At 46.8% G+C, this 23,671-nt stretch carries 30 protein-coding genes; 28 read left to right on the top strand and 2 right to left on the bottom strand.

Annotated features, from left to right (window positions below; translation table 11 throughout):
* Nucleotides 1-25: 25 nt before the first annotated feature.
* Complete coding sequence (locus tag J6600_RS17425; RefSeq protein ID WP_029325732.1) at nt 26-304, top strand: DUF5316 family protein; 279 nt, start codon at nt 26-28, stop codon at nt 302-304.
* On the opposite strand, the gene J6600_RS17420 is transcribed toward J6600_RS17425, so the two are convergent.
* The gene (locus J6600_RS17420; RefSeq protein WP_209387679.1) at nt 291-665 is read right to left on the bottom strand and encodes a UPF0715 family protein; all 375 of its coding nucleotides are present in this window, start codon (nt 663-665) and stop codon (nt 291-293) included. The two genes, J6600_RS17425 and J6600_RS17420, sit on opposite strands and share 14 nt — an antisense overlap.
* Nucleotides 666-824: 159 nt before the next feature.
* Here J6600_RS17420 and spoIIR point away from each other — a divergent pair, with 159 nt between their 5' ends.
* The 18 genes from spoIIR (at nt 825) to J6600_RS17330 (ending at nt 15,002) form a co-directional block, all read left to right on the top strand.
* Complete coding sequence (gene spoIIR / locus J6600_RS17415) at nt 825-1,505, top strand: stage II sporulation protein R (RefSeq protein ID WP_154817744.1); 681 nt, start codon at nt 825-827, stop codon at nt 1,503-1,505.
* 70 nt (nt 1,506-1,575) lie between these two features.
* Nucleotides 1,576-2,019: a GNAT family N-acetyltransferase gene (locus tag J6600_RS17410; protein WP_209387678.1), complete on the top strand. Its 444-nt coding sequence runs from the start codon at nt 1,576-1,578 to the stop codon at nt 2,017-2,019.
* A gap of 156 nt (nt 2,020-2,175) precedes the next feature.
* Nucleotides 2,176-3,216, top strand: a complete 1,041-nt coding sequence (locus J6600_RS17405; protein WP_174747369.1) for an L-threonylcarbamoyladenylate synthase — start codon at nt 2,176-2,178, stop codon at nt 3,214-3,216.
* Between the two features lie 68 nt (nt 3,217-3,284).
* Nucleotides 3,285-3,842, top strand: coding sequence for a manganese efflux pump MntP (locus J6600_RS17400; protein WP_209387677.1), 558 nt, complete (start codon nt 3,285-3,287; stop codon nt 3,840-3,842).
* Between the two features lie 73 nt (nt 3,843-3,915).
* A complete protein-coding gene (locus J6600_RS17395; protein WP_014419102.1) occupies nt 3,916-4,371 on the top strand; it encodes a low molecular weight protein arginine phosphatase in 456 nt (151 codons plus the stop codon).
* 133 nt (nt 4,372-4,504) lie between these two features.
* Nucleotides 4,505-4,954, top strand: coding sequence for a ribose 5-phosphate isomerase B (rpiB, locus tag J6600_RS17390; protein ID WP_003151149.1), 450 nt, complete (start codon nt 4,505-4,507; stop codon nt 4,952-4,954).
* A gap of 13 nt (nt 4,955-4,967) precedes the next feature.
* On the top strand, nt 4,968-5,510 hold the full coding sequence (locus J6600_RS17385) for a TIGR01440 family protein (RefSeq protein ID WP_007407598.1): 543 nt from the start codon (nt 4,968-4,970) through the stop codon (nt 5,508-5,510).
* A 147-nt stretch (nt 5,511-5,657) separates the two neighbouring features.
* On the top strand, nt 5,658-6,905 hold the full coding sequence (gene glyA / locus J6600_RS17380) for a serine hydroxymethyltransferase (RefSeq protein WP_014419101.1): 1,248 nt from the start codon (nt 5,658-5,660) through the stop codon (nt 6,903-6,905).
* Between the two features lie 134 nt (nt 6,906-7,039).
* Nucleotides 7,040-7,669: a uracil phosphoribosyltransferase gene (upp, locus tag J6600_RS17375; RefSeq protein WP_014419100.1), complete on the top strand. Its 630-nt coding sequence runs from the start codon at nt 7,040-7,042 to the stop codon at nt 7,667-7,669.
* 419 nt (nt 7,670-8,088) lie between these two features.
* A complete protein-coding gene (gene atpI, locus J6600_RS17370) occupies nt 8,089-8,472 on the top strand; it encodes an ATP synthase subunit I (RefSeq protein WP_003151155.1) in 384 nt (127 codons plus the stop codon).
* Between the two features lie 7 nt (nt 8,473-8,479).
* A complete protein-coding gene (gene atpB / locus J6600_RS17365; protein ID WP_014419099.1) occupies nt 8,480-9,214 on the top strand; it encodes a F0F1 ATP synthase subunit A in 735 nt (244 codons plus the stop codon).
* A 45-nt stretch (nt 9,215-9,259) separates the two neighbouring features.
* On the top strand, nt 9,260-9,472 hold the full coding sequence (atpE, locus tag J6600_RS17360; RefSeq protein WP_003151167.1) for a F0F1 ATP synthase subunit C: 213 nt from the start codon (nt 9,260-9,262) through the stop codon (nt 9,470-9,472).
* 142 nt (nt 9,473-9,614) lie between these two features.
* Entirely contained in the window at nt 9,615-10,127 is a 513-nt protein-coding gene (gene atpF, locus J6600_RS17355; protein ID WP_003151168.1) for a F0F1 ATP synthase subunit B, read from the top strand.
* Nucleotides 10,124-10,669 (top strand): F0F1 ATP synthase subunit delta, encoded by a 546-nt coding sequence (locus tag J6600_RS17350; RefSeq protein ID WP_003151169.1) that lies wholly within the window; start codon nt 10,124-10,126, stop codon nt 10,667-10,669. The genes atpF and J6600_RS17350 overlap by 4 nt, the downstream gene beginning before the upstream one ends.
* A 16-nt stretch (nt 10,670-10,685) precedes the next feature.
* The gene (gene atpA, locus J6600_RS17345) at nt 10,686-12,194 is read left to right on the top strand and encodes a F0F1 ATP synthase subunit alpha (protein ID WP_017418736.1); all 1,509 of its coding nucleotides are present in this window, start codon (nt 10,686-10,688) and stop codon (nt 12,192-12,194) included.
* Between the two features lie 75 nt (nt 12,195-12,269).
* Nucleotides 12,270-13,133 carry an ATP synthase F1 subunit gamma gene (atpG, locus tag J6600_RS17340; protein ID WP_003151172.1) on the top strand — a complete coding sequence of 288 codons (864 nt, stop codon included), beginning with the start codon at nt 12,270-12,272 and terminating at the stop codon, nt 13,131-13,133.
* Between the two features lie 25 nt (nt 13,134-13,158).
* Nucleotides 13,159-14,580: a F0F1 ATP synthase subunit beta gene (gene atpD, locus J6600_RS17335; protein WP_003151173.1), complete on the top strand. Its 1,422-nt coding sequence runs from the start codon at nt 13,159-13,161 to the stop codon at nt 14,578-14,580.
* A gap of 23 nt (nt 14,581-14,603) precedes the next feature.
* Nucleotides 14,604-15,002, top strand: a complete 399-nt coding sequence (locus J6600_RS17330) for a F0F1 ATP synthase subunit epsilon (RefSeq protein WP_003151176.1) — start codon at nt 14,604-14,606, stop codon at nt 15,000-15,002.
* Between the two features lie 44 nt (nt 15,003-15,046).
* Here the strand turns inward: J6600_RS17330 and J6600_RS17325 are convergent, their stop codons facing one another.
* The gene (locus J6600_RS17325; RefSeq protein WP_209387676.1) at nt 15,047-15,517 is read right to left on the bottom strand and encodes a hypothetical protein; all 471 of its coding nucleotides are present in this window, start codon (nt 15,515-15,517) and stop codon (nt 15,047-15,049) included.
* A 172-nt stretch (nt 15,518-15,689) separates the two neighbouring features.
* Here J6600_RS17325 and J6600_RS17320 point away from each other — a divergent pair, with 172 nt between their 5' ends.
* The 9 genes from J6600_RS17320 (at nt 15,690) to moaA (ending at nt 23,495) form a co-directional block, all read left to right on the top strand.
* A complete protein-coding gene (locus J6600_RS17320) occupies nt 15,690-15,920 on the top strand; it encodes a DUF1146 family protein (RefSeq protein WP_007614366.1) in 231 nt (76 codons plus the stop codon).
* A 141-nt stretch (nt 15,921-16,061) separates the two neighbouring features.
* Entirely contained in the window at nt 16,062-16,802 is a 741-nt protein-coding gene (locus J6600_RS17315) for a YwmB family TATA-box binding protein (protein WP_029972867.1), read from the top strand.
* A 33-nt stretch (nt 16,803-16,835) separates the two neighbouring features.
* A complete protein-coding gene (murA, locus tag J6600_RS17310; protein ID WP_029972866.1) occupies nt 16,836-18,146 on the top strand; it encodes a UDP-N-acetylglucosamine 1-carboxyvinyltransferase in 1,311 nt (436 codons plus the stop codon).
* Between the two features lie 199 nt (nt 18,147-18,345).
* A complete protein-coding gene (gene spoIID, locus J6600_RS17305) occupies nt 18,346-19,377 on the top strand; it encodes a stage II sporulation protein D (RefSeq protein ID WP_209387675.1) in 1,032 nt (343 codons plus the stop codon).
* Between the two features lie 265 nt (nt 19,378-19,642).
* Nucleotides 19,643-20,329: a VWA domain-containing protein gene (locus J6600_RS17300; protein WP_007407590.1), complete on the top strand. Its 687-nt coding sequence runs from the start codon at nt 19,643-19,645 to the stop codon at nt 20,327-20,329.
* Between the two features lie 309 nt (nt 20,330-20,638).
* The gene (locus J6600_RS17295; protein ID WP_012118657.1) at nt 20,639-21,319 is read left to right on the top strand and encodes a VWA domain-containing protein; all 681 of its coding nucleotides are present in this window, start codon (nt 20,639-20,641) and stop codon (nt 21,317-21,319) included.
* A gap of 85 nt (nt 21,320-21,404) precedes the next feature.
* Entirely contained in the window at nt 21,405-21,569 is a 165-nt protein-coding gene (locus tag J6600_RS17290; protein WP_007407587.1) for a hypothetical protein, read from the top strand.
* Between the two features lie 94 nt (nt 21,570-21,663).
* Nucleotides 21,664-22,452: a formate dehydrogenase accessory sulfurtransferase FdhD gene (gene fdhD / locus J6600_RS17285; protein WP_017418742.1), complete on the top strand. Its 789-nt coding sequence runs from the start codon at nt 21,664-21,666 to the stop codon at nt 22,450-22,452.
* A gap of 17 nt (nt 22,453-22,469) precedes the next feature.
* Nucleotides 22,470-23,495: a GTP 3',8-cyclase MoaA gene (gene moaA / locus J6600_RS17280; protein ID WP_014419094.1), complete on the top strand. Its 1,026-nt coding sequence runs from the start codon at nt 22,470-22,472 to the stop codon at nt 23,493-23,495.
* Nucleotides 23,496-23,671: the final 176 nt, after the last annotated feature.

Below are 23,671 nucleotides of genomic sequence, written 5' to 3'. Positions count from 1 at the left end.
AAAGAAAATGAAAGGGGCATCCGCCTTGAAAAAAGCGTTCGCCTTCGGATGTATACTCGCCGCCGCAGCTTATGCGGCGGGGTTTGTTCTGCCGTTTGGCTTTGACATCATTTTCGGCGCCGTTACGGCTGTACTTATCGTCACAGCGATCATCGTTTCCGGGTTGGCCGTAAGCGGAGCGGAGCAGCGGGCCAATTATCATTCTGAAACAGAAGAAGGACGGCACGCCCGTTTAAAGATGGCCGCCGTTTTCTTTTGCGCCGCTCTCCCTTCAGCCGGCTGTCTGCTGATTACGCTTCTGTAGCCGGATTATGTCTTTGCAGCAATACGGAATCCCATACCCAATAGACGACGGCTGTTAAAACCGCAAAGATATAAAAGGCTGAATTAGAAAACAGAGATTGGCCTGACGGCTGCAAAAGACCGAAGATGATCCCGTTTGCAATGAATGACACCCCTAAATAATAAAGAAAATACAGCGGATGAAATCTCTTCGGCTTTTTATTCAGAAAGTATTGAAGCGGCAGCGCAAAAATCAAATAAGGAAACAAAAAATAAAACGCCATCGAAATGAAAGCCGCGATAATGAATTGATGAACATACAAAATAGAATAAATGACAGACATACATGCCGCCGACAGCAGCACGGTGTAATTATATTTCATCTGAAAACCTCCTATCAAAATAATATCGTACCATATTTTGAATCTGTCAATGCAGATTATCAGCTTGCTAGATTTTTTTCTTCCCGCCGGTTTAAACCTTTTCCGTCATGTCCATAATGGGACTAGATAAAAAAGCACGGAGAGGAACGGTGGGGACCGATGAAACAGACAATGATGATCTGCATATATATTTTTCTTTTATTATCAGGAGCGCTTGCGGGTTTGACAAAAGAAGAAACGGCGCGGGCATCAGCCGATGAGCCCGTCGTCATACCGGATGAAGCGATCCGGCTCAGGATTTTGGCCAACAGTGATAACGATGAGGATCAAAAGCTCAAGCGCCAGATCAGAGATGCTGTAAACAAGCAAATCACGGACTGGGTGAAAGATATCACTTCCATTGAAGAAGCGCGGCGGCTCATTCGTTCGAAGCTTCCTGAAATTAAAGAAATCGCCAAACAAACGATGAAAGAAAAGGGTGCGCATCAATCCGTTTCAGTTCAATTCAATAAAATCTCGTTTCCGACAAAGCTGTACGGCAATATGGTCTATCCGGCCGGAAAATATGAAGCGATTTTAATTACACTCGGCAATGGCGAGGGCGCCAACTGGTGGTGCGTCTTGTTTCCGCCGCTGTGCTTCCTTGATTTCTCAAACGGCGAAGCGGTGAAAGATCAGGAAGACGGCGGACAGAAGCAGGAAGAAACGCAGAAACAGACTAAAAAAGTGCTGGATGACGTAAAAGCAAAGGCTGATAAAGCGAAGAAAGAAAAGACAGATGACGATGATACGGAAGTGAAGTTTTTCCTCGTCGATTGGATTTCAGATCTATTTTCCTGAAGCAAAAGGCATAAATCCGGATTCGATTCATAGATTGGAAGAAAGAGTTGATCGAAACGGAGGGAAATATATGTTTTATCAGCTGAGAGTGGCAAGAGATCAAGATACGGAGGCGCTGGAGGCCTTTTTGAAAAAGGCTGATACGGCACATGCGGAAATCGATCAGCAGATCAGCCGTTTTATCGTGCTGGAAGACAGTGAAAAAAAGATTGCCGCCTGTCTCGGGATCGAAAAATTCAGCGGCGGAAAAGGGCTTCTCCGTTCACTCGTCATGTCGGACAGGCTGAATCAAAGCCATATCGTTACACTGTTTCAAAGTATGGATGTGCTGTGCAAAAAACATGAGATTCAAGATGTCTACTTAGTCGCCAATCAGCCCTCATCTGCTGAGTTTCTGAATGTGATGGGATTTGAAGCGTGCGCCGATACGCCTGATGAACTGTATACGTCCGAACATTTCCGCAATTCGTTATGCACAGAAGGTTCGTTTTTAATGGTGAAAACCTCTGCCTGATCTAACTTATACACAAGGTTATCCACTTATTAAAAAGTGTTGTCCACAGTTTGTGGATAACACTTGTTTTATTAAAGGACATCTTTTATACTTTCAAAAGGAATACACGAGAGAAAATAAAGTTTTACCGCTTTAAAATAAGGAGTTTGGTTATACATGAAAACAAGAAGATGGTTTGTGGATTGTTCGCGCGAATTATCCACAACCGATCCCCAGATTACACAAGCCGCGGAATTGCTCCGGCAGAATGAGGTTGTGGCTTTTCCGACAGAAACCGTTTACGGACTGGGCGCTAACGCTGAAAATACGGAAGCCGTAACGAAAATATATGAGGCGAAAGGAAGGCCGAGCGATAATCCGCTGATTGTGCATATATCCCATATCAGCCAGCTTGATCGTTTTATCAGCCATATTCCTGAGACGGCGAAAAAGCTTATGAAGCTATTCTGGCCGGGGGCGCTGACCCTTGTCCTGCCGTGTAAGCCCGGTGTGCTGTCACCCCGTGTCACCGCAGGACTTGAGACGGTAGCGGTCAGAATGCCTGATCATCCGGTAGCATTAGCCCTCATCAGCTCGGCCGGACTGCCGATCGCAGCGCCGAGCGCCAATTTATCAGGAAAACCGAGCCCGACGAAGGCCGAGCATGTAGCTCATGATTTAAACGGCCGCATTGCCGGTATTGTGGACGGCGGCGCGACGGGAATCGGAGTGGAATCAACCGTTCTGTCCTGTACGGGGAAACAGCCCGTGCTGCTTCGTCCGGGCGGCGTGACAAAAGAGCAGATTGAATCCGCCGCCGGTCCGGTTCTTGTGGATAAAGGGCTGACCGAAGAAGATGAGGTTCCTATTTCTCCGGGTATGAAATATACACATTACGCGCCTTCTGCGCCGATGGCTATTGCCGACGGCGGCGCCCGGAGAATTCAAGAACTGGCAGACACATATAAAAGCCGGGGGAAACGAATCGGCATTTTGACAACAGAAGAGAACGCCGATAGTTACCAGGCTGATTATATCAAGGTCTGCGGCAGACGCGCCGACCTTGAAACAGTGGCGTCCGCCTTATACGATGCGCTCCGCAGCTTTGATGAAGCGGAAGTGGACATGATTATTTCTGAGTCCTTTCCGGATACCGGAGTGGGGCTCGCCATTATGAACAGGCTGATGAAAGCCGCAGGCGGCACCGTTATCCATTAACTTGTTCTACCCCTTATCGGACATGCATAAGCTAAACAAGCGGGCACGTCCAAGGGGGTTTTTATTTCATGTCGAATCTATTCATCGGGGAACTTGTCTCCTTAAGCATCATGGCATTTGCTTTGGGGACGGATGCCTTTTCCGTCGGGCTCGGGATGGGAATGATTCAGCTGAAGAAAAAACAGATTTTTCATATAGGGGTTGTCATCGGGCTGTTTCATGTCATGATGCCGCTTACGGGAATGGCGGCCGGGCATCTGCTGTCCGGTTTTCTGGGGATGCTCGCCGTTTACATCGGCGGATCTCTTCTTTTTATTTTAGGGGTGCAGATGATCATCGCCGCGTTTAAACAATCAGACGGGCCGCTCATATCTCCGGCAGGCTCGGGACTGTTGCTGTTTGCGGTCGGTGTCAGTCTGGACAGCTTTTCTGTCGGGCTCAGTCTCGGGATGAACGGCTCCAATCCGTTTCTGGCCGTTACGCTGTTCGGGGTTTTCAGCACCATTTTAACATGGGCGGGCCTTTTGGCGGGAAGAAAGGTGCAGTCGTGGCTCGGCTCCTACAGCGAAGCGCTCGGCGGAGCCATTTTGATCGGATTCGGGCTGAAACTGCTTTTACCGATATAAGATACGTAAAAAAAGAAACGAAGATGCCGTTTCTTTTTTCTTCATTTATAATAGGCAGTAAGAGGTGACGGACATGAAAATAATCTTTGTATGTACAGGCAATACGTGCCGCAGTCCCATGGCTGAGGCTCTTTTTAAATCCATTGCAGAAACGAAAGGGCTGGATGTCAGCGTAAGCTCGGCCGGCGTATTCGCGTCTCCGCACGGAAAAGCGTCGGCCCATGCCGTAGAAGCGCTGTTTGAAAAACGGATCGCTCTCAATCACAGTTCATCTCCCTTATCGGAAGAACATATCGAGACGGCTGATCTGGTGCTGGCGATGACTGAACAGCACAAACAGCTGATTGAAGGCCGATATCAAAACAGTCGGGGCAAAGTCTTTACCATTAAAGAATACGTAACGGGGGAAAACGGCGATATCTCTGATCCGTTCGGCGGTCCGCTTGATGTTTATAAACAGACGCGGGACGAACTGGAGGAGCTGCTGACCCTTTTGGCTGATCAATTGCTTGACGGAAAAAGCAAGTAATCTGTCAGAAAATCTGCAAACAGGTCATTTGCAAAACGAATGTGAAAGAGTAGAATGAAATCAACGGATTTCGTAATAAAAAGGACAAGCACACTGGGCTGTCTTAGCCCAGCCATACCTAGGAGGTAAATGAATGAAAGTAGCTATTGCGTCAGATCACGGCGGCGTCCATATCCGCGAAGAAATAAAAAGTCTTTTGGATGAATTGCAGATTGAATACATTGATATGGGCTGTGAATGCGGCGCCGGCTCTGTCGATTATTCAGACTACGCTTTTCCGGTAGCGGAAAAAGTGGTGAACGGCGAAGCTGACAGGGGAATTTTAATTTGCGGCACAGGCATCGGCATGAGCATCTCCGCAAATAAGGTAAAGGGCATACGCTGTGCGCTTGCCCATGACACCTTCAGCGCAAAAGCGACGCGTGAACACAATGACACGAATGTTCTTGCGATGGGCGAACGCGTCATCGGCCCGGGGCTGGCGCGCGAAATCGCAAAAGTCTGGCTGACGACTGAATTTACGGGCGGCCGCCACGAACGGCGGATCGGCAAAATCGCAGATTACGAAGAAAAAAATCTGTAAGAGGTGCTGGACAATGGAAGAGATGAAGCAAAAATGGACGGACATGCTGACTGAGTTTCAAGAGCAGGCAGGACTGACGGACGGCAGTCTGCTGGTGATCGGGTGCAGTACAAGTGAAGCCGCCGGAAGCCGGATCGGCACCGCCGGAAGCGGGGATTGGGCTGAATTGATATACGGCGGACTTAACCGGTTTAAGGAAAAAACGGGTGTGCATCTTGCTTTTCAATGCTGCGAGCATTTAAACAGGGCGCTTGTCATTGAAGCGGAAACGGCCGAGCGGTTCAGGCTCCCCATTGTTTCAGCCGTCCCCGTCCCGAAAGCGGGCGGAGCGATGGCCTCTTATGCATATCGGCAGATGCGTTCTCCCGTGCTCGCCGAATCGATTCAGGCTGACGCCGGGATTGACATCGGCGATACGTTCATCGGCATGCATCTGAAACCCGTTGCCGTCCCTGTCCGGATATCGAGCCGTGAGCTTGGAGAAGCACATGTGACGATGGCCCGGACAAGGCCGAAGCTGATAGGCGGAATTCGCGCTGTTTATGAATGCGAATGATGAAAATACTTTTCCTATATAATGTTCGTGTTTTCTAATTAAATTTTGTGATTTTTTTAAATAAGCTGTTACATTCACCTGAAAAACCATGTACAATAAGGGTGGTAAAAATAAAGAACAGGAAACGGATAGGAGAGGATCTCGCTGATGAAACATTTACCTGTACAAGACAAACAAGTGTTTAACGCCATCAAAGATGAGCGTAAGCGTCAACAGACTAAGATCGAATTAATTGCTTCTGAAAACTTCGTGACGGAAGCGGTAATGGAAGCACAAGGCTCTGTTTTAACAAACAAATATGCTGAAGGCTACCCCGGCAAACGCTACTACGGCGGCTGTGAGCATGTTGATGTCGTTGAGGACATCGCCCGCGACCGCGCGAAAGAGATTTTCGGAGCTGAGCATGTAAACGTTCAGCCGCACTCAGGCGCTCAGGCGAACATGGCTGTTTACTTCACGATTTTAGAGCACGGCGACACGGTGCTCGGGATGAACCTCTCCCACGGCGGCCACTTAACACACGGAAGCCCGGTTAATTTCAGCGGCGTTCAATACAACTTTGTAGAATACGGTGTCGATAAAGACACGCAATATATAGATTATGAAGATGTGCGTGAAAAAGCGCTGGCGCATAAGCCGAAACTCATCGTTGCCGGAGCGAGCGCGTACCCCCGCACGATCGACTTTAAAAAATTCCGTGAAATCGCTGATGAAGTCGGCGCTTACTTCATGGTCGACATGGCGCATATCGCGGGTCTTGTCGCAGCCGGTCTTCATCCGAATCCGGTTCCTTATGCTGACTTTGTAACGACAACGACTCACAAAACACTTCGCGGACCCCGCGGAGGAATGATCCTTTGCCGTGAAGAGTTCGGCAAAAAGATTGATAAATCCATTTTCCCGGGAATCCAAGGCGGACCGCTTATGCATGTCATCGCGGCCAAAGCCGTTTCTTTCGGAGAAGTGCTTGAAGATGAGTTCAAAACATATGCGCAAAACGTCATCTCGAACGCGAAGCGCCTGGCTGAGTCTCTGAACAAAGAGGGCATTCAGCTCGTATCAGGCGGAACGGATAACCACCTTGTGCTTGTCGACCTCCGTTCTCTCGGTCTGACCGGAAAAGTCGCTGAACACGTTCTTGATGAAATCGGCATTACATCTAATAAAAACGCGATCCCTTACGATCCGGAAAAACCGTTCGTCACAAGCGGAATCCGTCTCGGTACGGCAGCTGTGACAAGCCGCGGCTTTGACGGTGACGCGCTTGAAGAAGTCGGCGCCATCATCGGCCTCGCGCTGAAAAATCATGAAGACGAAGCAAAACTTGAAGAAGCGAGACAGCGCGTATCTGCCTTGACTGAAAAGTTTCCTTTATATAAAGAACTGGACTATTAATAAGGAAGAAACCCGCCGGAACCTTAATCCGGCGGGTTTTTTTATGATTTTCTTGAAACTGTTTGTCTTTTTCTGTAGAATCAATAGAAGTGTGAAAAAGTCACTCGGACAACAAAAAAGGAGCTGAACACAGTATGGGAAAGGTTTACGTATTTGATCATCCTTTAATCCAGCATAAGCTGACATATATTCGGAATGAAAATACAGGCACAAAGGATTTCAGAGACCTTGTGGACGAAGTCGCATCACTGATGGCGTTTGAAATTACACGTGATCTTCCTCTTAAAGAAGTGGAAGTGAAAACACCTGTTCAAACAGCGACATCCAAAGTGATTTCAGGGAAGAAACTCGGTATCGTGCCGATCCTGAGAGCGGGTCTCGGAATGGTTGACGGCATGCTGAAATTAATCCCGGCCGCTAAAGTGGGACATGTCGGATTATACCGTGATCCGGAAACCTTAAAACCGGTGGAATACTATGTCAAGCTTCCTTCTGATGTAGAAGAACGCGAATTTATTGTCGTGGATCCGATGCTTGCTACGGGAGGCTCTGCGGTGGAAGCGATAAACAGCCTGAAAAAGCGCGGCGCGAGAAACATTCGTTTTATGTGTCTTGTAGCGGCTCCGGAAGGCGTGGAAGAGCTGATGAAACATCATTCTGACGTTGATATTTATATCGCCGCCCTTGATGAAAAACTGAATGAAAAAGGCTATATCGTTCCGGGCCTCGGTGACGCGGGTGACAGACTGTACGGAACCAAATAAATCGGAAAACCTCATTCAGGGGTTTTCTTTTTTTTATCCAGATATTTGCTGAATGGGCAGAGTTCATACATTTATAGGTGAATTTGTGAACATTCTGTGTATGCTTCCGGTATAAAAAGTTTTTTAACTTTAAACAGATTGACACATGTTAGGGGCTATTGTATGCTAAACGAGGGTATTATGAGAAGGTTTTCATTCCTTTCATTTCTAGTATCCATCCTCATTTTAAATCCTCCAAAAAACCCGTTATATGAGGATTTATCTAAGCGAATGAAACAGCATCCCGTGGCATCAGGAGGATGAGTGGTTTTTTCGAACAGGCCGTTTTGCGGACAAAAAAGGCCTTCTGCAAAGGGTTAACCGCATGTTTTGCCGTATCCAGGAATTATATTACATTTTCATCAGGAGACAGATAGTTGATGGACGATCCCAATCTTACATTCAGCAGACAACGAAGATATGTATTTGTGATCTTAGCAATCTATTTGCTGGGATATGGTCTTACGGCGTATAAAACTGTTTTTTTAGGCCTCTTTTTGGGAACTGTTTTCAGTTTGTTTAATTTGTGGCTCTTGACCAGAAGAATGAATGCTTTTGACAAGGCCGTGGCGAAAGGAAAGTCCATACGATCACTCGGGAGCGCAGCGCGTTGGTGCAATGCGATACTTGCGATGGCTGTCGCCTTTAAATATCCCGATAAAGTCAGTGTGGCAAGTGTGATTATTGGATTAATGACAATTTATCCCGTCATTATGATAGATTCCATTATTCAGCTCAAACGTTCATCAATGGAAGAGAGGTGAAAACCCATTGAATCACGATTACAGAACTATTGATTTGTTTGGTCTTACTTTTAATCTGACAAACATTCTGATGATTACTGTGGCAAGTGTGATTGTGCTGCTGATTGCGATTCTTACTACGAGAACGCTGTCTATCCGTCCGGGAAAAGCCCAGAACTTCATGGAATGGATTGTTGATTTTGTCCGCAATATTATAGGCAGTACAATGGATTTAAAAACAGGGGCTAACTTCTTGGCGCTTGGTGTAACCTTGCTGATGTACATATTTGTATCAAATATGCTGGGGCTGCCGTTTTCTGTAACGGTCGGACACGAGCTTTGGTGGAAATCACCGACGGCCGATCCGGCTATTACTCTGACTCTAGCCGTTATGGTTGTGTCGTTAACGCACTATTACGGCGTGAAGATGAAAGGTTTGAAGGAATACTCTAAGGATTACCTCAGACCGGTTCCGCTTATGTTCCCGATGAAGATCATTGAGGAGTTTGCGAATACGCTGACACTCGGACTTCGTCTTTACGGTAACATTTTCGCCGGGGAAATTCTTCTTGGCCTGCTTGCGAATCTGGCGACGAATTTCTACTCAAACAGCTTCTTTCTCGGTTTGGTCGGCACAGTCGGAGCCATTCTTCCGATGCTTGCATGGCAGGCGTTCAGCTTGTTCATCGGGACCATCCAGGCATTTATCTTTACGATGCTGACGATGGTGTACATGTCACACAAAATCAGTCATGATCATTAAAATCATATATCCATTCGGATAACATTTTAAAGGAGGAACTTTTTCATGAATTTAATAGCAGCTGCAATTGCAATCGGTTTAGGTGCACTTGGTGCAGGTATTGGTAACGGTCTGATCGTTTCACGTACGGTAGAGGGAATCGCCCGTCAGCCGGAAGCAGGAAAAGAACTTAGAACTCTTATGTTCATGGGTATCGCATTGGTTGAGGCCCTTCCGATTATCGCTGTCGTTATCGCGTTCTTAGCGTTCTTTGGCTAAGCAAAAAAGCCTTATATGAACTAAAAATGGCGAAGATCACTCTAAGAGAACCTTCGCCATTGCTTTATGTCTGATAAGCAGGCCGTACCGAAACGGCTTTTTATCAGCAGAGAAAACCTGCAGAAGGGAGTTGCCGTAGTAGATGTCTCAATTACCTCTTGAATTAGGACTGTCGTTTAACGGCGGAGATATCCTATTCCAATTGTTAGCTATGTTAGTTTTATTAGCGCTTCTCAAGAAATTCGCTCTGGGACCGCTATTAAATATAATGAAACAGCGTGAAGATCATATCGCCGGCGAAATTACGTCCGCTGAAGAAAGAAATAAAGAAGCGCAGAAGCTGATTGAAGAGCAGCGCGTTCTTTTAAAAGAAGCGAAACAGGAATCACAATCACTCATTGAAAATGCGAAAAAACTGGGTGAAAAGCAGAAGGAAGACATTATTCAGGCTGCACGCGCCGAGTCTGAAAGATTGAAAGAAGCGGCGAGAACCGAAATTGTCAAAGAAAAAGAACAAGCGGTTTCCGCACTTCGCGAGCAAGTCGCATCACTTTCTGTCTTAATCGCATCGAAAGTGATTGAAAAAGAGCTTGATGAACAAGCCCAGGAACAACTGATTCAGGACTATCTTAAAGAGGTAGGAGAAAGCCGATGAGTGGATCTGCTGTCTCTAAACGATACGCGTCAGCGCTTTTCGACATTGCCGTTGAGACTTCTCAAATCAATGAAATCGAAGAAGAGCTTACCGTACTAAAAGAAGTGTTCCGAAACGAAGCCGGATTACAGGAAGTGTTAAGCCATCCGAAGGTATCGGCCGCTAAGAAAAAAGAGCTGATTCAGCAATCGTTCGGCGCACTGTCTGAGTCTGTGCTGCATACGATTTTTCTTCTGATTGACCGCCGCCGGTCTTCGATTGTGCCTGATCTCACAGACGAGTTTATCAAACTTGCCAATCAGGCCCGTCAGACAGAGGACGCGGTTGTTTATTCAGTAAAACCGCTGTCAGAAGCGGAAATGTTATCATTGTCTCAAGTGTTTGCAAAAAAAGCCGGAATCGCTTCGCTCAGAATCAGAAATGAAGTGCAGACGGATTTAATAGGCGGCATTAAAGTCCGCATTGGAAACCGGATTTATGACGGAAGCGTGAGCGGAAAGCTTGAGCGCATGGAACGTCAACTTGCCGGAGGAAATCGATAGAAGGGGTGAAACCTAAGTGAGCATCAAAGCTGAAGAGATTAGCACGCTGATAAAGCAGCAAATTCAAAATTACCAATCTGAAATTGAAGTTCATGACGTAGGTACAGTCATCCAAGTCGGAGACGGTATTGCGCGTGTGCACGGCCTTGACAATTGTATGGCCGGTGAACTTGTTGAGTTTTCAAACGGCGTTTTGGGTATGGCTCAAAACCTTGAAGAATCCAACGTAGGTATCGTTATCTTAGGACCTTACAGAGATATCCGTGAAGGTGATGAGGTCAAAAGAACGGGCCGCATCATGGAAGTTCCTGTAGGTGAAGAATTAATCGGACGTATCGTCAACCCGCTCGGACAGCCGGTAGACGGACTGGGTCCGATTCTGACAAGCAAAACACGTCCGATCGAAAGCCCGGCTCCAGGCGTAATGGACCGTAAATCAGTACATGAGCCGCTGCAAACGGGTATCAAAGCGATCGACGCGTTAATTCCGATTGGCCGCGGACAGCGTGAGCTGATTATCGGGGACCGTCAGACAGGTAAAACATCTGTTGCGATTGATACAATCTTAAACCAAAAAGATCAAGACATGATCTGTGTGTACGTAGCGATCGGTCAAAAAGAATCTACAGTGCGCGGCGTAGTGGAAACACTTCGTAAGCATGGCGCGCTTGATTACACGATTGTCGTGACGGCGTCCGCTTCACAGCCGGCTCCGCTTCTGTACCTTGCACCGTATGCAGGGGTGACAATGGGTGAAGAATTCATGTACAACGGCAAGCACGTTCTCGTCGTATATGATGATTTATCCAAACAAGCGGCCGCTTACCGTGAGCTGTCATTGCTTCTTCGCCGTCCGCCGGGCCGTGAAGCATTCCCTGGGGATGTATTCTATCTTCACTCCCGTCTGCTTGAGCGCGCAGCCAAGCTGAGTGACGCAAAAGGCGCAGGATCAATTACGGCGCTGCCGTTCGTCGAAACACAAGCAGGAGATATCTCCGCTTATATCCCGACAAACGTCATTTCCATTACTGACGGACAGATTTTCCTTCAATCCGACCTATTCTTCTCAGGCGTGCGTCCTGCGATCAATGCCGGATTATCCGTATCCCGTGTCGGCGGATCAGCCCAAATCAAAGCGATGAAAAAGGTAGCGGGAACATTGCGTCTTGACCTGGCTTCATACCGTGAACTTGAAGCGTTCGCCCAATTCGGATCTGATCTTGACCAGGCGACTCAGGCGAAACTGAACCGCGGTGCGCGTACAGTTGAAGTGCTGAAGCAAGACTTGAATAAACCGCTTCCGGTTGAAAAACAGGTAGCCATTCTTTATGCGCTGACAAAAGGATATCTTGATGATATTCCGGTTGCGGATATCAGACGTTTTGAAGAAGAGTACTACATGTACCTTGATCAAAACCATAAAGATCTGCTTGACGGCATTGCGAAAACAGGAAACCTTCCTGCTGATGAAGACTTCAAAGCTGCAATCGAAGGCTTCAAACGCACATTTGCACCAAGCAACTAACCCTTAGAAGATGAGAGAAAAAGGTTCTCTTTTTCTCTCTTTTTACGCAAATGAAGAATAAAGGTGGTGAAATCTTTGGCCTCATTACGCGATATTAAGTCAAGGATCACGTCAACGAAAAAAACAAGCCAGATTACAAAAGCCATGCAGATGGTATCCGCTGCGAAGCTGAACCGTGCGGAAACCAACGCGAAGTCATTTGCTCCGTATATGGATAAGATCCAGGAGGTTGTGTTTAACGTCGGAAAAGGCGCGAAAAACGCGAAACACCCGATGCTTGTCTCAAGAGAAGTGAAAAAGACGGCGTATCTCGTCATTACGTCTGACCGCGGGCTTGCGGGTGCGTTTAACAGTTCGGTTTTGCGAAACGCTTACCGCACCATTCAAGAACGCCATCAGTCTAAAGATGAATACACGGTGATTGCAATCGGCAGAGTCGGCCGCGATTTCTTCAAAAAACGAGAAATGCCGATTTTGTCTGAGTTAGTGGGGCTTGGCGACGAGGTCACTTTTGCTCAGATTAAAGATTTGACCCGTCAGACGGTTCAAATGTTTATCGACGGCGCTTTTGATGAACTGCATTTGGTGTATAACCATTTCGTCAGTGCGATTTCACAGGAAGTGACGGAGAAAAAAGTGCTGCCTTTAACGGATTTCGGAACGAGCGGCGGGAAGCGCACGGCTTCTTACGAGTTCGAACCGGATGAAGAAGAGGTGCTCGAAGTGCTGCTTCCTCAATATGCGGAAAGCTTAATTTACGGCGCGCTTCTTGACAGTAAAGCAAGTGAACACGCTGCGAGAATGACAGCAATGAAAAATGCGACTGATAATGCGAAAGAACTCATTGATTCACTTTCGCTTTCATATAACCGCGCGCGTCAAGCGGCGATTACACAAGAAATTACCGAAATTGTCGGCGGTGCAGCCGCTTTAGAATAGAAAGATTTTGTCAGGAGGGATAGCGATGAAGAAAGGACGCGTAAGTCAGGTGCTTGGACCGGTTGTCGACGTACGTTTCGAGGACGGCCACTTGCCTGCGATTTATAATGCGATTAAAGTTTCACAGCCAGCTACAGGCGAAAATGAAGTAGGCATCGACCTAACGCTAGAGGTTGCTCTTCATTTAGGCGATGATACAGTCCGTACAATTGCCATGGCATCTACGGACGGAATTCAGCGCGGAATGGAAGCTGTTGATACAGGTGCGCCGATTTCTGTTCCTGTCGGTGATGTGACTCTCGGACGCGTATTTAACGTACTGGGAGATAAAATTGATTTAAATGAACCGCTGCCTGCGGATGCTCAAAAGGACCCGATCCACAGATCAGCTCCTTCATTCGATGAGCTTTCAACTGAGGTTGAAATTCTTGAAACGGGAATTAAGGTTGTTGACCTGCTCGCTCCTTACATCAAGGGCGGTAAAATCGGTTTGTTCGGCGGCGCCGGCGTAGGTAAAACCGTATTAATCCAGGAATTAATCAACAACATCGCGCAAGAGCACGGCGGTATTTCCGTATTCGCCGGTGTAGGAGAGCGTACTCGTGAAGGGAACGACCTTTTCTACGAAATGAGCGATTCAGGCGTTATCAAGAAAACAGCCATGGTCTTCGGACAAATGAACGAGCCGCCGGGCGCACGTATGCGTGTAGCACTGACAGGTCTTACAATGGCTGAGCATTTCCGTGATAAACAAGGACAGGACGTACTGTTCTTTATCGATAACATTTTCCGTTTCACACAAGCGGGTTCAGAGGTTTCCGCGCTTCTCGGCCGTATGCCTTCTGCGGTTGGTTATCAGCCGACGCTTGCGACAGAAATGGGTCAGCTTCAAGAGCGTATTACGTCTACAAACGTTGGTTCAGTTACATCTATCCAGGCGATCTACGTGCCTGCCGATGACTACACTGACCCGGCTCCGGCGACAACGTTCGCTCACTTGGATGCAACGACTAACCTTGAGCGTAAATTAACTGAAATGGGTATCTACCCTGCGGTTGATCCGCTGGCTTCCACTTCCCGCGCGCTTGCTCCGGAAATTGTCGGAGAAGAGCATTATGCGGTGGCGCGTGAAGTCCAGTCAACGCTTCAGCGTTACAAAGAACTTCAGGATATTATCGCGATTCTCGGTATGGACGAATTAGGTGAAGAAGACAAGCTTGTCGTTCACCGCGCACGCCGTATCCAGTTCTTCCTTTCTCAAAACTTCCACGTAGCTGAGCAGTTTACGGGACAAAAGGGTTCTTACGTGCCTGTTAAAGAAACGGTACGAGGCTTTAAAGAAATCCTTTCCGGTAAATATGACCATCTTCCGGAAGATGCATTCCGTCTTGTGGGACGCATTGAAGAAGTCATTGAGAATGCAAAAGAGATGGGTGTAGAAGTTTAATCTGGTCCTAGGAGGGTAAAAGCATGAAGACCGTTAAAGTCAATATCGTTACTCCCGACGGCCCAGTATATGATGCTGATATTGAAATGGTAAGTGTAAGAGCCGAGAGCGGTGATCTCGGTATCTTGCCTGGCCATATTCCGACCGTGGCTCCGCTTAAAATCGGCGCTGTCCGCCTTAAAAAAGACGGGCAGACCGAATTGGCGGCTGTCAGCGGCGGATTTTTAGAAGTCCGTCCTGATCAGGTCACTATCCTTGCACAAGCCGCTGAAACAGCGGAAAGCATTGATAAAGAGCGCGCCCTTGCTGCGAAAAAGCGGGCGGAAGACCGTTTGAACAAACGATCAGATGATACTGACATTCGTCGGGCTGAGCTTGCGTTACAGCGGGCTGTAAACAGATTGGATGTTGCAGGAAACTAAAAAAGAATCCTTCTCGGCTGTCTGAGAAGGATTCTTTTTCTATATTAACGCATAAGAGATTCATAGACGCCGATAAGCGGATGATCCTCTTCTTTTTGCAGATATAAATGTTCGCAGCAGTTGTCGGTGTGCCACGTTTTGTTTCCTCTCCGCACACCCGTCGTATAGGCGCCGTCCGTATACGGATAAGGTTTGACGACCCATTCGGCATCGTCATGGTGTCGGATGGCGCAATCGATGACATACACGCTGAGCATTTTCTCAAATTCGTCAATCGGCAGGTTCCAATCCGCCAAAAGCAGCTCTTTTATGCTGCGGAAGTAAAGAGATTCCACTTCCAGCAGGCTGCCGCGTGAATAATCAAGAGAAATGTTGAAAAACTGACATAATTCTTTCAGTTCCTCTGTTTGAGACTGTCTATAATCATAGTAGAATGCTATCGCTTCCCACTCGTGGTCAAATACGGGAAGTGTTTCTCCATACTGCTTTTCCGGATGAAAAAAGGAATGATTCATATTCCCATCTCCTTTCCAAAAAAGTATATCATGCCGGAGAACGGACATTTAAGCGGGGATTGGCCCTAATTTTGGATAAAAATTCTGATGTAAAAATGATCATCTTTCTCTCTTCTTCTTATATAATAAGAGAGGATATGAGGGGCGGAAAAAATGAAAGGAGATGGGATTTGTGAATGTATTGGGGCAGCAGGCCGCAATCAGCATCCTGGTTCACCTGGTATGCATTGCGGTGACATGGTGGGCGCTTCAGGCCGTCAACTTTGATCCGCTGATCCGAAAAGGAAAAATAGTGCAGGCGAGGCTGCTGATCATTCTTCTTACCATTGCGATCGGTACGGCAGTCGCTGACTTCTTTTTAGATTATCTTACCTATTCGAAACAGCTTCCATACTTATTTTAAGATGTTTCGTCTGTTGAAATGAAGGGAATCGCTGGGTGAGCAACCAATTTTTCTTCACCCGCTTGGCGAGTTTTGACGAAGTTTTCCATGTATCGCTTTCCCCGGCTCCGGCAAAAATGGGAGTAAGGGGGAGAGATCGATATGAAGAAAAAAAGAGCAGGCCGCATCATCTTATTTTTTGTTTTTTTAAGCGCCTTAATAGCGGTATTTCATTCCATTCATGCAAGTGAGCTGTCTCCGCTTGCCCAGATTGCCGAAGGAATGGAGCGGCAGCATGTCACTGTAGATGAATGGACGCTTCATGCGAAAGAAAATCTGAACCTGTCACTGAGTGAATTTGATGACAAGGTAAAAGAACTGAAGACGCAGTATCCGCAATATCACTGGAAAACCGCGCGGGAAGATAAAATCGTAAAGGCCGTCGGCACGTATTCTGACAAAAAAAATCACACAACTTTTAAACTGCAGCTCGTCACTACCCTCAAAAACCAGAACCCAACTTCGTATTTATTATATGAGCAAATGAGCCCGGAGCAACCGGAAAACTGGAATGATACATATGAACAGTTTGAACGGCAGGCACATGACATATTTCAAAATAAAGTATTTATTTTTACTTGTCTAAAGGGTCATTTAAATGATAATATGAGTATTGTTTTGCAAAAAAAAGCAGAACAGCTCATGAAAGAATTTGAAGCAAGTCCAGTTGAACATGTAGTTGAGCCTCATTTCGTTTCTGTTTCTGCATTTACATATAAGTGGACAGATTACATCATGACATCGAAACATAAGATGAATGTGCAAGTTGCGCTTAGAAGTGCGGGAATGGGCGAAAAACATACCGTTACGGTTGGCACACCAATCGTGACGACTGAATATTAATATAGAGAATATAGGGACGCGGAGGGGAATACCTTGGAAAAAATCATCGTCCGCGGCGGTCAGAAGTTAAACGGCACAGTGAAAGTTGAAGGAGCAAAAAATGCCGTTTTACCAGTTATCGCTGCATCTTTATTAGCAAGTGAAGAAAAAAGCGTAATATGTGATGTACCTACGCTCTCCGATGTATATACAATCAACGAAGTGTTGCGTCATTTAGGAGCAGATGTGCATTTTGAGAATAATGAAGTTACCGTAAACGCTTCTTACGCTTTAGAAACAGAAGCACCTTTTGAATATGTGCGTAAAATGCGCGCGTCAGTGCTTGTTATGGGCCCTCTGTTAGCCCGTACGGGTCATTCAAGAGTAGCGCTTCCAGGCGGCTGCGCAATCGGCTCAAGACCGATTGATCAGCATTTAAAAGGCTTTGAAGCAATGGGTGCAAAAATCAAAGTAGGCAACGGCTTTATTGAAGCAGAAGTGGAAGGCCGTCTGCAGGGCGCAAAAATCTATTTAGATTTCCCAAGTGTGGGTGCGACAGAAAACTTGATTATGGCAGCTGCTTTAGCTGAAGGAACAACAACGCTTGAAAACGTGGCAAAAGAGCCTGAAATCGTTGACTTAGCGAACTATATCAATGCGATGGGCGGAAAAATCCGCGGAGCCGGCACAGGCACCATTAAAATTGAAGGTGTCGAGAAGCTTCGCGGCGTAAGACACAACATCATTCCTGACCGTATTGAAGCGGGTACTTTCATGGTGGCTGCGGCTATCACGGAAGGAAATGTATTAGTCAAAGGTGCGGTTCCTGAGCATCTTACGTCTTTAATTGCGAAGATGGAAGAAATGGGAGTCAAAATTACGGATGAAGGAGAAGGCCTTCGTGTCATCGGTCCTGCCCAGCTGAAGCCGATCGACATTAAAACGATGCCTCACCCAGGATTCCCGACTGATATGCAGTCGCAAATGATGGCGCTGCTTCTCCGTGCGAGCGGAACAAGCATGATTACTGAAACTGTGTTTGAAAACCGTTTTATGCATGCTGAAGAATTCCGCCGGATGAATGGCGACATTAAAATTGAAGGACGTTCTGTGATCATTAACGGTCCTGTACAGCTGCAAGGCGCAGAAGTTGCCGCTACGGACCTGCGTGCGGGCGCGGCGCTGATTCTTGCGGGATTAGTGGCTGAAGGTCATACACGCGTCACGGAACTGAAGCACTTGGATCGCGGTTATGTGAATTTCCATCAAAAACTTGCGGCTCTCGGAGCTGACATCGAGCGTGTCGTTGATGAAACGGCCGCTGAACAAGAAAGCAAAGAAGTCGTAACTGACCTAAACGCATAATGGCTGTAAAAACAGTATGTCAATCTGGCATACTGTTTTTTTATGGTTTATCATCATTATTATGCTCTGATTTCCAAAAAAGAATACGTTTTTCGCGTGAAAAATGGAATAAAGATTCTGTCCAAAAGGAAGTCATATTAGCTTGTCCCTGCCCATAAGATGAAGTAGAGTCGAATCCCAAGCAGGAGGCAGCTGATATATGAAACCGATTGTATTTCTACTATCCGGGCTGTGTATACTTATTCTTCTAGTCCCCACCATTCTCGTCCTTCCGTTTCAGGCAGAAAAAGGAGCAGCCGTAAACAGAGAGCCCGGACACAAAACAGCACACACCACACGAGAAACAAAAGGAGCAGAAACATTGAAAGAATCACCTGTATCCATTCCGGTTTATCGGACATCCAATCATTATGTAGAAAACATTCCGCTTGAAGAGTACGTGGTCGGTGTCGTGGCTTCCGAAATGCCCGCAAACTTTAAACCGGAGGCCTTAAAAGCCCAGGCGCTCGCCGCCCGGACATTCATCGTCAGACTGATGGTCGCTGACTCAGCCGTTCAGGCGCCGAAAGGATCACTGGTGGATGATACGCAAATGTTCCAAGTCTATCAAAGCAAAAGCCAGCTGAAAAAAGAATGGGGTTCTAAGTACGCACACAACCTCAAGAAAATCACAAACGCGGTCGCCGGCACGCAAGGAAAGATTTTAACGTACGACAACAAGCCGATTGAGGCATCTTTCTTCTCTACGAGCAACGGGTATACGGAAAATGCGGAAGCCTATTGGACAAGCGCCATTCCTTATTTAAAGAGCGTGAAAAGTCCGTGGGATAAACAATCGCCGAAATATCTCGCCACCCAGACCTTCAGTGTGCCGGAGTTTCAGCAAAAGCTCGGCGTACAGCTCTCGGGACAAAACACAGTGGGACAGATTACAGCCAGAACGCCGGGCCATCAAGTGGCGACGGCCGTCATCAACGGTAAAAAGCTGAAGGGAAGAGACATCCGGGAAAAACTCGGACTTCGTTCTGCCGACTTTGAATGGAAACGAAACGGCGGCAGCATCACCATTACGACAAAAGGATTCGGCCACGGCGTCGGCATGAGCCAGTACGGGGCCAATTACATGGCGAAGCAGGGGAAATCCGTGGCGGACATCGTCAAGCATTATTATCAGGGAGTGGACATTTCCGAAGCAGATTCATTTTTAAACAAATATATGGCGAAAAAATAGACGCTTTCATGAGCGTCTGTTTTTTTTGAAAACTATTCCATAAACGGTAAAGCAACCAACAGACTCATATAACGAAAGCCTAAAGGCTGACAAATGCCGATTGAAGGCTGAGCGCCGGGTGTAAATCACTGATAAAAATGCCGCTTCTATGTGAATATACGCAAAAATAATGAGGAACGCCGTCCTATTTATTTCCCTTTTCATCTCATTTACGATAAATATTGTTCGGCGTTGAACGTAAATCTATTGAAAAGGGGAAAAAGCAATGAAAAAAACATTTTCACTCATACTCATGCTCGGATTGATGCTGACTGCTGCATCTCCTGCTTTTGCTGCCGAGAATGCAAACGAGAAGACTCTTTCATTTAAAAACAATACCGCCATTTTACTTGATGCGAGCGGCAGTATGGCAAAACGGATTGACGGTGTTTCTAAATACAACATGGCAAAAGAAGAAATTGTCCGTTTTGCGGATCAAATTAAATCTAAATCACAGGTCAGAATGACGGTTTTCGGTTCGGAAGGCAATAATAAAAACTCCGGAAAGGTTCAATCTTGTGAATCCATTCGCGGTGTGTACGGATTCCAAAGGTTTGACAGACAGAGCTTCCTTAACTCTCTTAACGGAATCGGGCCTACGGGCTGGACACCGATTGCAAAAGCATTAGAGGATGCGAAGGCTTCCTTTACCGGTTTGCACAAACTTGGCAGTAAATCCGTTTTCCTGTTGACGGACGGCGAGGAGACATGCGGAGGAGATCCTGTTAAGACAGCGAAAGAACTTCGCAAACAGCATATTAAAGTCAACGTGATCGGCTTTGACTTTAAGGAAGGCTTCAACGGCCAGCTTCACGAGATTGCCAAAGCGGGCGGAGGAAAATATTACGAAGCTCACAGCCAAAAGGATATGAACCGCATCTTTACAATGGCAGCGAGTTCATTAGCGGAATAAGAAAAGGTGCCGTTTATCGGCCCTTTTTTTTATTTTTATTTAACAAAAATTTCAAGAAAAGATGAAGAGAAAACTGTAAAAAGAATCAGATTCCGGACTTATATTACAAAAAGGGCGAAAAAGGCATTAAATCTGTCATCATTTATCCAATCTTTTTAGGATGATGCGCATAATTCTGCTCATTTTTAACGGCGTACCGCCGCTTATACAAAAGGAATCCCGCCCTATATCTTTTTGCATACTCGTCATCTAGCATAGAGAAGAGCCGGGGGCCCATCGGCCAAAAACAAACGGAGAGGAATGAAAGAAATGAAAAAAATGTTCACTGCGGGGATTGTCGGACTTTTGACGCTTTCACTCGGATCACCTGTTTTTGCAGCTGAGAAAAAGCACGAAGAAACAAACGTTGCCGTGCTGTTTGATGCAAGCGGAAGCATGATACAAAAAACAGGGGGAGAGCGTAAAATAGATGTTGCGAAAGAGTCTGTCACTTCTTTTGCGGAAGTTCTTCCTGAAGACACGAATCTGATGCTTCGGGTATTCGGACATAAGGGCAATAATAAAAACTCAGGCAAAGCCGTATCATGTAATGCGACAGAAACGTTATACGGCCTTCAGCCGTACGCCGTGACTCCATTTGAGCAATCACTCAGCAAGATTAAACCGACCGGCTGGACACCGATTGCGAAAGCGCTTTCTGATACGCGTGAAGAATTTGAGCGGGCCGGCGCCACGGGGAAAAACGTCGTATATCTGATCACAGACGGTGAAGAAACATGCGGCGGTAATCCTCAGGCCGAAATTCAAAAGCTCCGTAAAGCGAATGTCAACACGATCGTCAATATCATCGGCTTCAACTTCGGCATGAAAGGAAGCGAAAGCCTTGAAAAAGCGGCGGAAGCGGGAGGCGGCACATATGTCTCAGCGGACAGTGCGGACGAGTTCAAACAGGCTTGGGAAGACGCTGCAAAGGATTTAGCAAAAGAATAGGTTAAAAAAGGACGCCCGCGCGGCGTCTTTTTTGTTTAGAAAACGGAACCGCGGGAATGATACGGATAAAAGGAGATGAACGCTGTTGTTAAAAGGAGCAGGCATTATATTAGTGCTGGCGGCAGTCGTTTTTGTTCTGATGGGAATTTTTCTGAAGCTTGCCGCCTTCATATTCGTCAGTATATTGGCCATTATAGCCGCAGTTATTTTATTCACCATTCTGAGCAGACATCATCGCAATGAAACATAGAGTCCTAAGAGGGCTCTTTTTTTAAACCGCAAATTCGACAAAATACAGGGATTGTGGAAGAATAAAAGAGAAGGATACTGCGGAGGGGAAAACAGTGGATGAAAAAACAACAGCGGTAAGAGACATATACCGCTATGAAAAAGGGGTATTAACAAAGACGGCAGATCGGATGGTTTCAGAGTATCCGCTGACCGTCATGGTGAACGGGCAGGAATTTGTTACGCTCGTCTGCACGCCTGACCATTTAGAGGAACTCGTCATCGGATTTCTCGCATCAGAAGGCGTCATTCGTTTTGAAAAAGAGATCAAAAGCTTTACTATAGATGAAAGTCTCGGATTTGCATATGTGGAATTGACGAATCCCGGGGTGCTTGAGCAAAAAGACTATACTAAGAGGGTCATCGGTTCATGCTGCGGGAAAGGCCGCCATTTTTACTTTCAGCAGGATGTGAAAACGGCCAAAACCGCCGTCAGCCGTATCACCATAACTCCTGAGACGTGCCTTCGCCTGATGAAGGAGATGCAAAGCGGGAGCGGCACCTTCCGGGAAACGGGCGGCGTCCATAATGCAGCGCTGTGCGATACGGAAAAGCTGCTCTTCATGAGGACGGACATCGGGCGCCACAACGCGCTGGATAAGCTGTACGGCTGCTGTTTGAAAAACGGAATGCCGGTCCGTGACAAGCTGATCGTCTTCAGCGGCCGGATTTCCTCAGAGGTTTTATTAAAAGCCGCAAAAATCGGCGTGTCGATTGTCATTTCAAAATCGGCCCCGACGGAGCTCGCGCTGCAAATGGCGGAAGAGCTGAACATAACCGCGATAGGTTTTGTCAGAAACGGATCATTTAACGTATACACACATCCTGAACGGGTTGAACAATAGAAAGGGGTCTTGGGCTTATGAATACAGAAACGCGCCGGGTGACAGACAAAAGGGAAAGGCCGCTCAGGGATCTTCGTATCTCTGTAACCGACCGCTGCAACTTCAGATGCACGTACTGTATGCCAGCCGAATTATTCGGACCGGATTATCCATTTTTACAAAAGACGGAATTGCTCTCCTTCGAGGAGCTTGAGCGGCTTGCGAAGCTGTTTGTCGGCCGCTTCGGCGTTGAAAAAATCAGGCTGACGGGCGGAGAGCCGCTCATGAGAAAAGATATGCCTGAATTGATCAAAAAACTTGCGCGCATCCCCGGACTTAAAGATATCGCGATGACGACAAACGGCTCTCTGCTTCCCGTGTATGCGGAAAAACTGAAGCAGGCGGGGCTGCATCGCGTGACAGTCAGCCTCGATTCTTTAGAGGATGAGCGGTTTAAGGCCATTAACGGCCGCGGGGTTTCGGTGAACAAGGTGCTTGAGGGCATTGAGGCGGCAAAATCGGCCGGACTCGGTGTGAAAATCAACATGGTTGTTCAAAAGGGCGTCAATGAAAAAGATATCCTGCCGATGGCCCGCTATTTTAAAGAAAAGGGTCATATTCTCCGGTTTATTGAATTTATGGATGTCGGCAATACGAATCAATGGAATAAAAAAGACGTGATCACGAAGGCCGAGATTATTGATCTGATCAACCAGCACATGCCGACGGAGCCGATAGAAGCGAATTATAAAGGAGAGGTCGCTTCCAGGTTCCGCTATCTTGACGGTTCCGGCGAAATCGGCGTAATTTCCTCCGTATCGGATGCATTCTGCGCCTCTTGCAACAGAGCGCGCCTGTCGGCGAGAGGCGAGCTGTTTACGTGCCTGTTTGCGTCAAGCGGCTATGATGTTCGGAAACTCGTGCGCGGCGGTCTGACCGATGACGAATTGACGGAATCCATCGCTTCTGTCTGGAGAAATCGCACGGATCAGTATTCAATTGACCGCGCGCTTTCTAAAACGGATGGGAAAAAGAAAGTGGAAATGTCTTATATAGGCGGATGAAGAAAAGCTTGCCCGGACCAGGGCAGGCTTTTTTATTCACAATATGAGAGCGGTCTGTTCAAAAAATACCGGTAACAGCCGAAATATATGATAGGAATTTTGATGCAGGACAATCAAGTTATGCAATTCCAAAGCCATACAATATGTTAAAATATAACCAATAGAAATTAGAAAAG

It is taken from the genome of Bacillus sp. LJBV19 (assembly GCF_017797845.1).
Taxonomy (GTDB): domain Bacteria; phylum Bacillota; class Bacilli; order Bacillales; family Bacillaceae; genus Bacillus; species Bacillus velezensis.
The sequence above is the reverse complement of the archived record's forward strand: the minus strand, read 5'-3'. Positions and strand labels throughout refer to the sequence as shown.

What these genes read in the sequence shown, in the direction of transcription:
- upp (WP_014419100.1), top strand. Translation starts at nt 7,040, where the DNA reads ATGGGAAAGGTTTACGTATTTGATCATCCTTTAATCCAGCATAAGCTG.
- J6600_RS17300 (WP_007407590.1), top strand. Translation starts at nt 19,643, where the DNA reads ATGAAAAAAACATTTTCACTCATACTCATGCTCGGATTGATGCTGACT.
- atpF (WP_003151168.1), top strand. Translation starts at nt 9,615, where the DNA reads ATGTCTCAATTACCTCTTGAATTAGGACTGTCGTTTAACGGCGGAGAT.
- spoIID (WP_209387675.1), top strand. Translation starts at nt 18,346, where the DNA reads ATGAAACCGATTGTATTTCTACTATCCGGGCTGTGTATACTTATTCTT.
- moaA (WP_014419094.1), top strand. Translation starts at nt 22,470, where the DNA reads ATGAATACAGAAACGCGCCGGGTGACAGACAAAAGGGAAAGGCCGCTC.
- J6600_RS17350 (WP_003151169.1), top strand. Translation starts at nt 10,124, where the DNA reads ATGAGTGGATCTGCTGTCTCTAAACGATACGCGTCAGCGCTTTTCGAC.
- spoIIR (WP_154817744.1), top strand. Translation starts at nt 825, where the DNA reads ATGAAACAGACAATGATGATCTGCATATATATTTTTCTTTTATTATCA.
- J6600_RS17295 (WP_012118657.1), top strand. Translation starts at nt 20,639, where the DNA reads ATGAAAAAAATGTTCACTGCGGGGATTGTCGGACTTTTGACGCTTTCA.
- glyA (WP_014419101.1), top strand. Translation starts at nt 5,658, where the DNA reads ATGAAACATTTACCTGTACAAGACAAACAAGTGTTTAACGCCATCAAA.
- J6600_RS17385 (WP_007407598.1), top strand. Translation starts at nt 4,968, where the DNA reads ATGGAAGAGATGAAGCAAAAATGGACGGACATGCTGACTGAGTTTCAA.
- atpE (WP_003151167.1), top strand. Translation starts at nt 9,260, where the DNA reads ATGAATTTAATAGCAGCTGCAATTGCAATCGGTTTAGGTGCACTTGGT.
- J6600_RS17330 (WP_003151176.1), top strand. Translation starts at nt 14,604, where the DNA reads ATGAAGACCGTTAAAGTCAATATCGTTACTCCCGACGGCCCAGTATAT.
- J6600_RS17395 (WP_014419102.1), top strand. Translation starts at nt 3,916, where the DNA reads ATGAAAATAATCTTTGTATGTACAGGCAATACGTGCCGCAGTCCCATG.
- rpiB (WP_003151149.1), top strand. Translation starts at nt 4,505, where the DNA reads ATGAAAGTAGCTATTGCGTCAGATCACGGCGGCGTCCATATCCGCGAA.
- J6600_RS17410 (WP_209387678.1), top strand. Translation starts at nt 1,576, where the DNA reads ATGTTTTATCAGCTGAGAGTGGCAAGAGATCAAGATACGGAGGCGCTG.
- atpI (WP_003151155.1), top strand. Translation starts at nt 8,089, where the DNA reads ATGGACGATCCCAATCTTACATTCAGCAGACAACGAAGATATGTATTT.
- J6600_RS17420 (WP_209387679.1), bottom strand. Translation starts at nt 665, where the DNA reads ATGAAATATAATTACACCGTGCTGCTGTCGGCGGCATGTATGTCTGTC.
- J6600_RS17405 (WP_174747369.1), top strand. Translation starts at nt 2,176, where the DNA reads ATGAAAACAAGAAGATGGTTTGTGGATTGTTCGCGCGAATTATCCACA.
- J6600_RS17325 (WP_209387676.1), bottom strand. Translation starts at nt 15,517, where the DNA reads ATGAATCATTCCTTTTTTCATCCGGAAAAGCAGTATGGAGAAACACTT.
- atpD (WP_003151173.1), top strand. Translation starts at nt 13,159, where the DNA reads ATGAAGAAAGGACGCGTAAGTCAGGTGCTTGGACCGGTTGTCGACGTA.
- J6600_RS17315 (WP_029972867.1), top strand. Translation starts at nt 16,062, where the DNA reads ATGAAGAAAAAAAGAGCAGGCCGCATCATCTTATTTTTTGTTTTTTTA.
- J6600_RS17400 (WP_209387677.1), top strand. Translation starts at nt 3,285, where the DNA reads ATGTCGAATCTATTCATCGGGGAACTTGTCTCCTTAAGCATCATGGCA.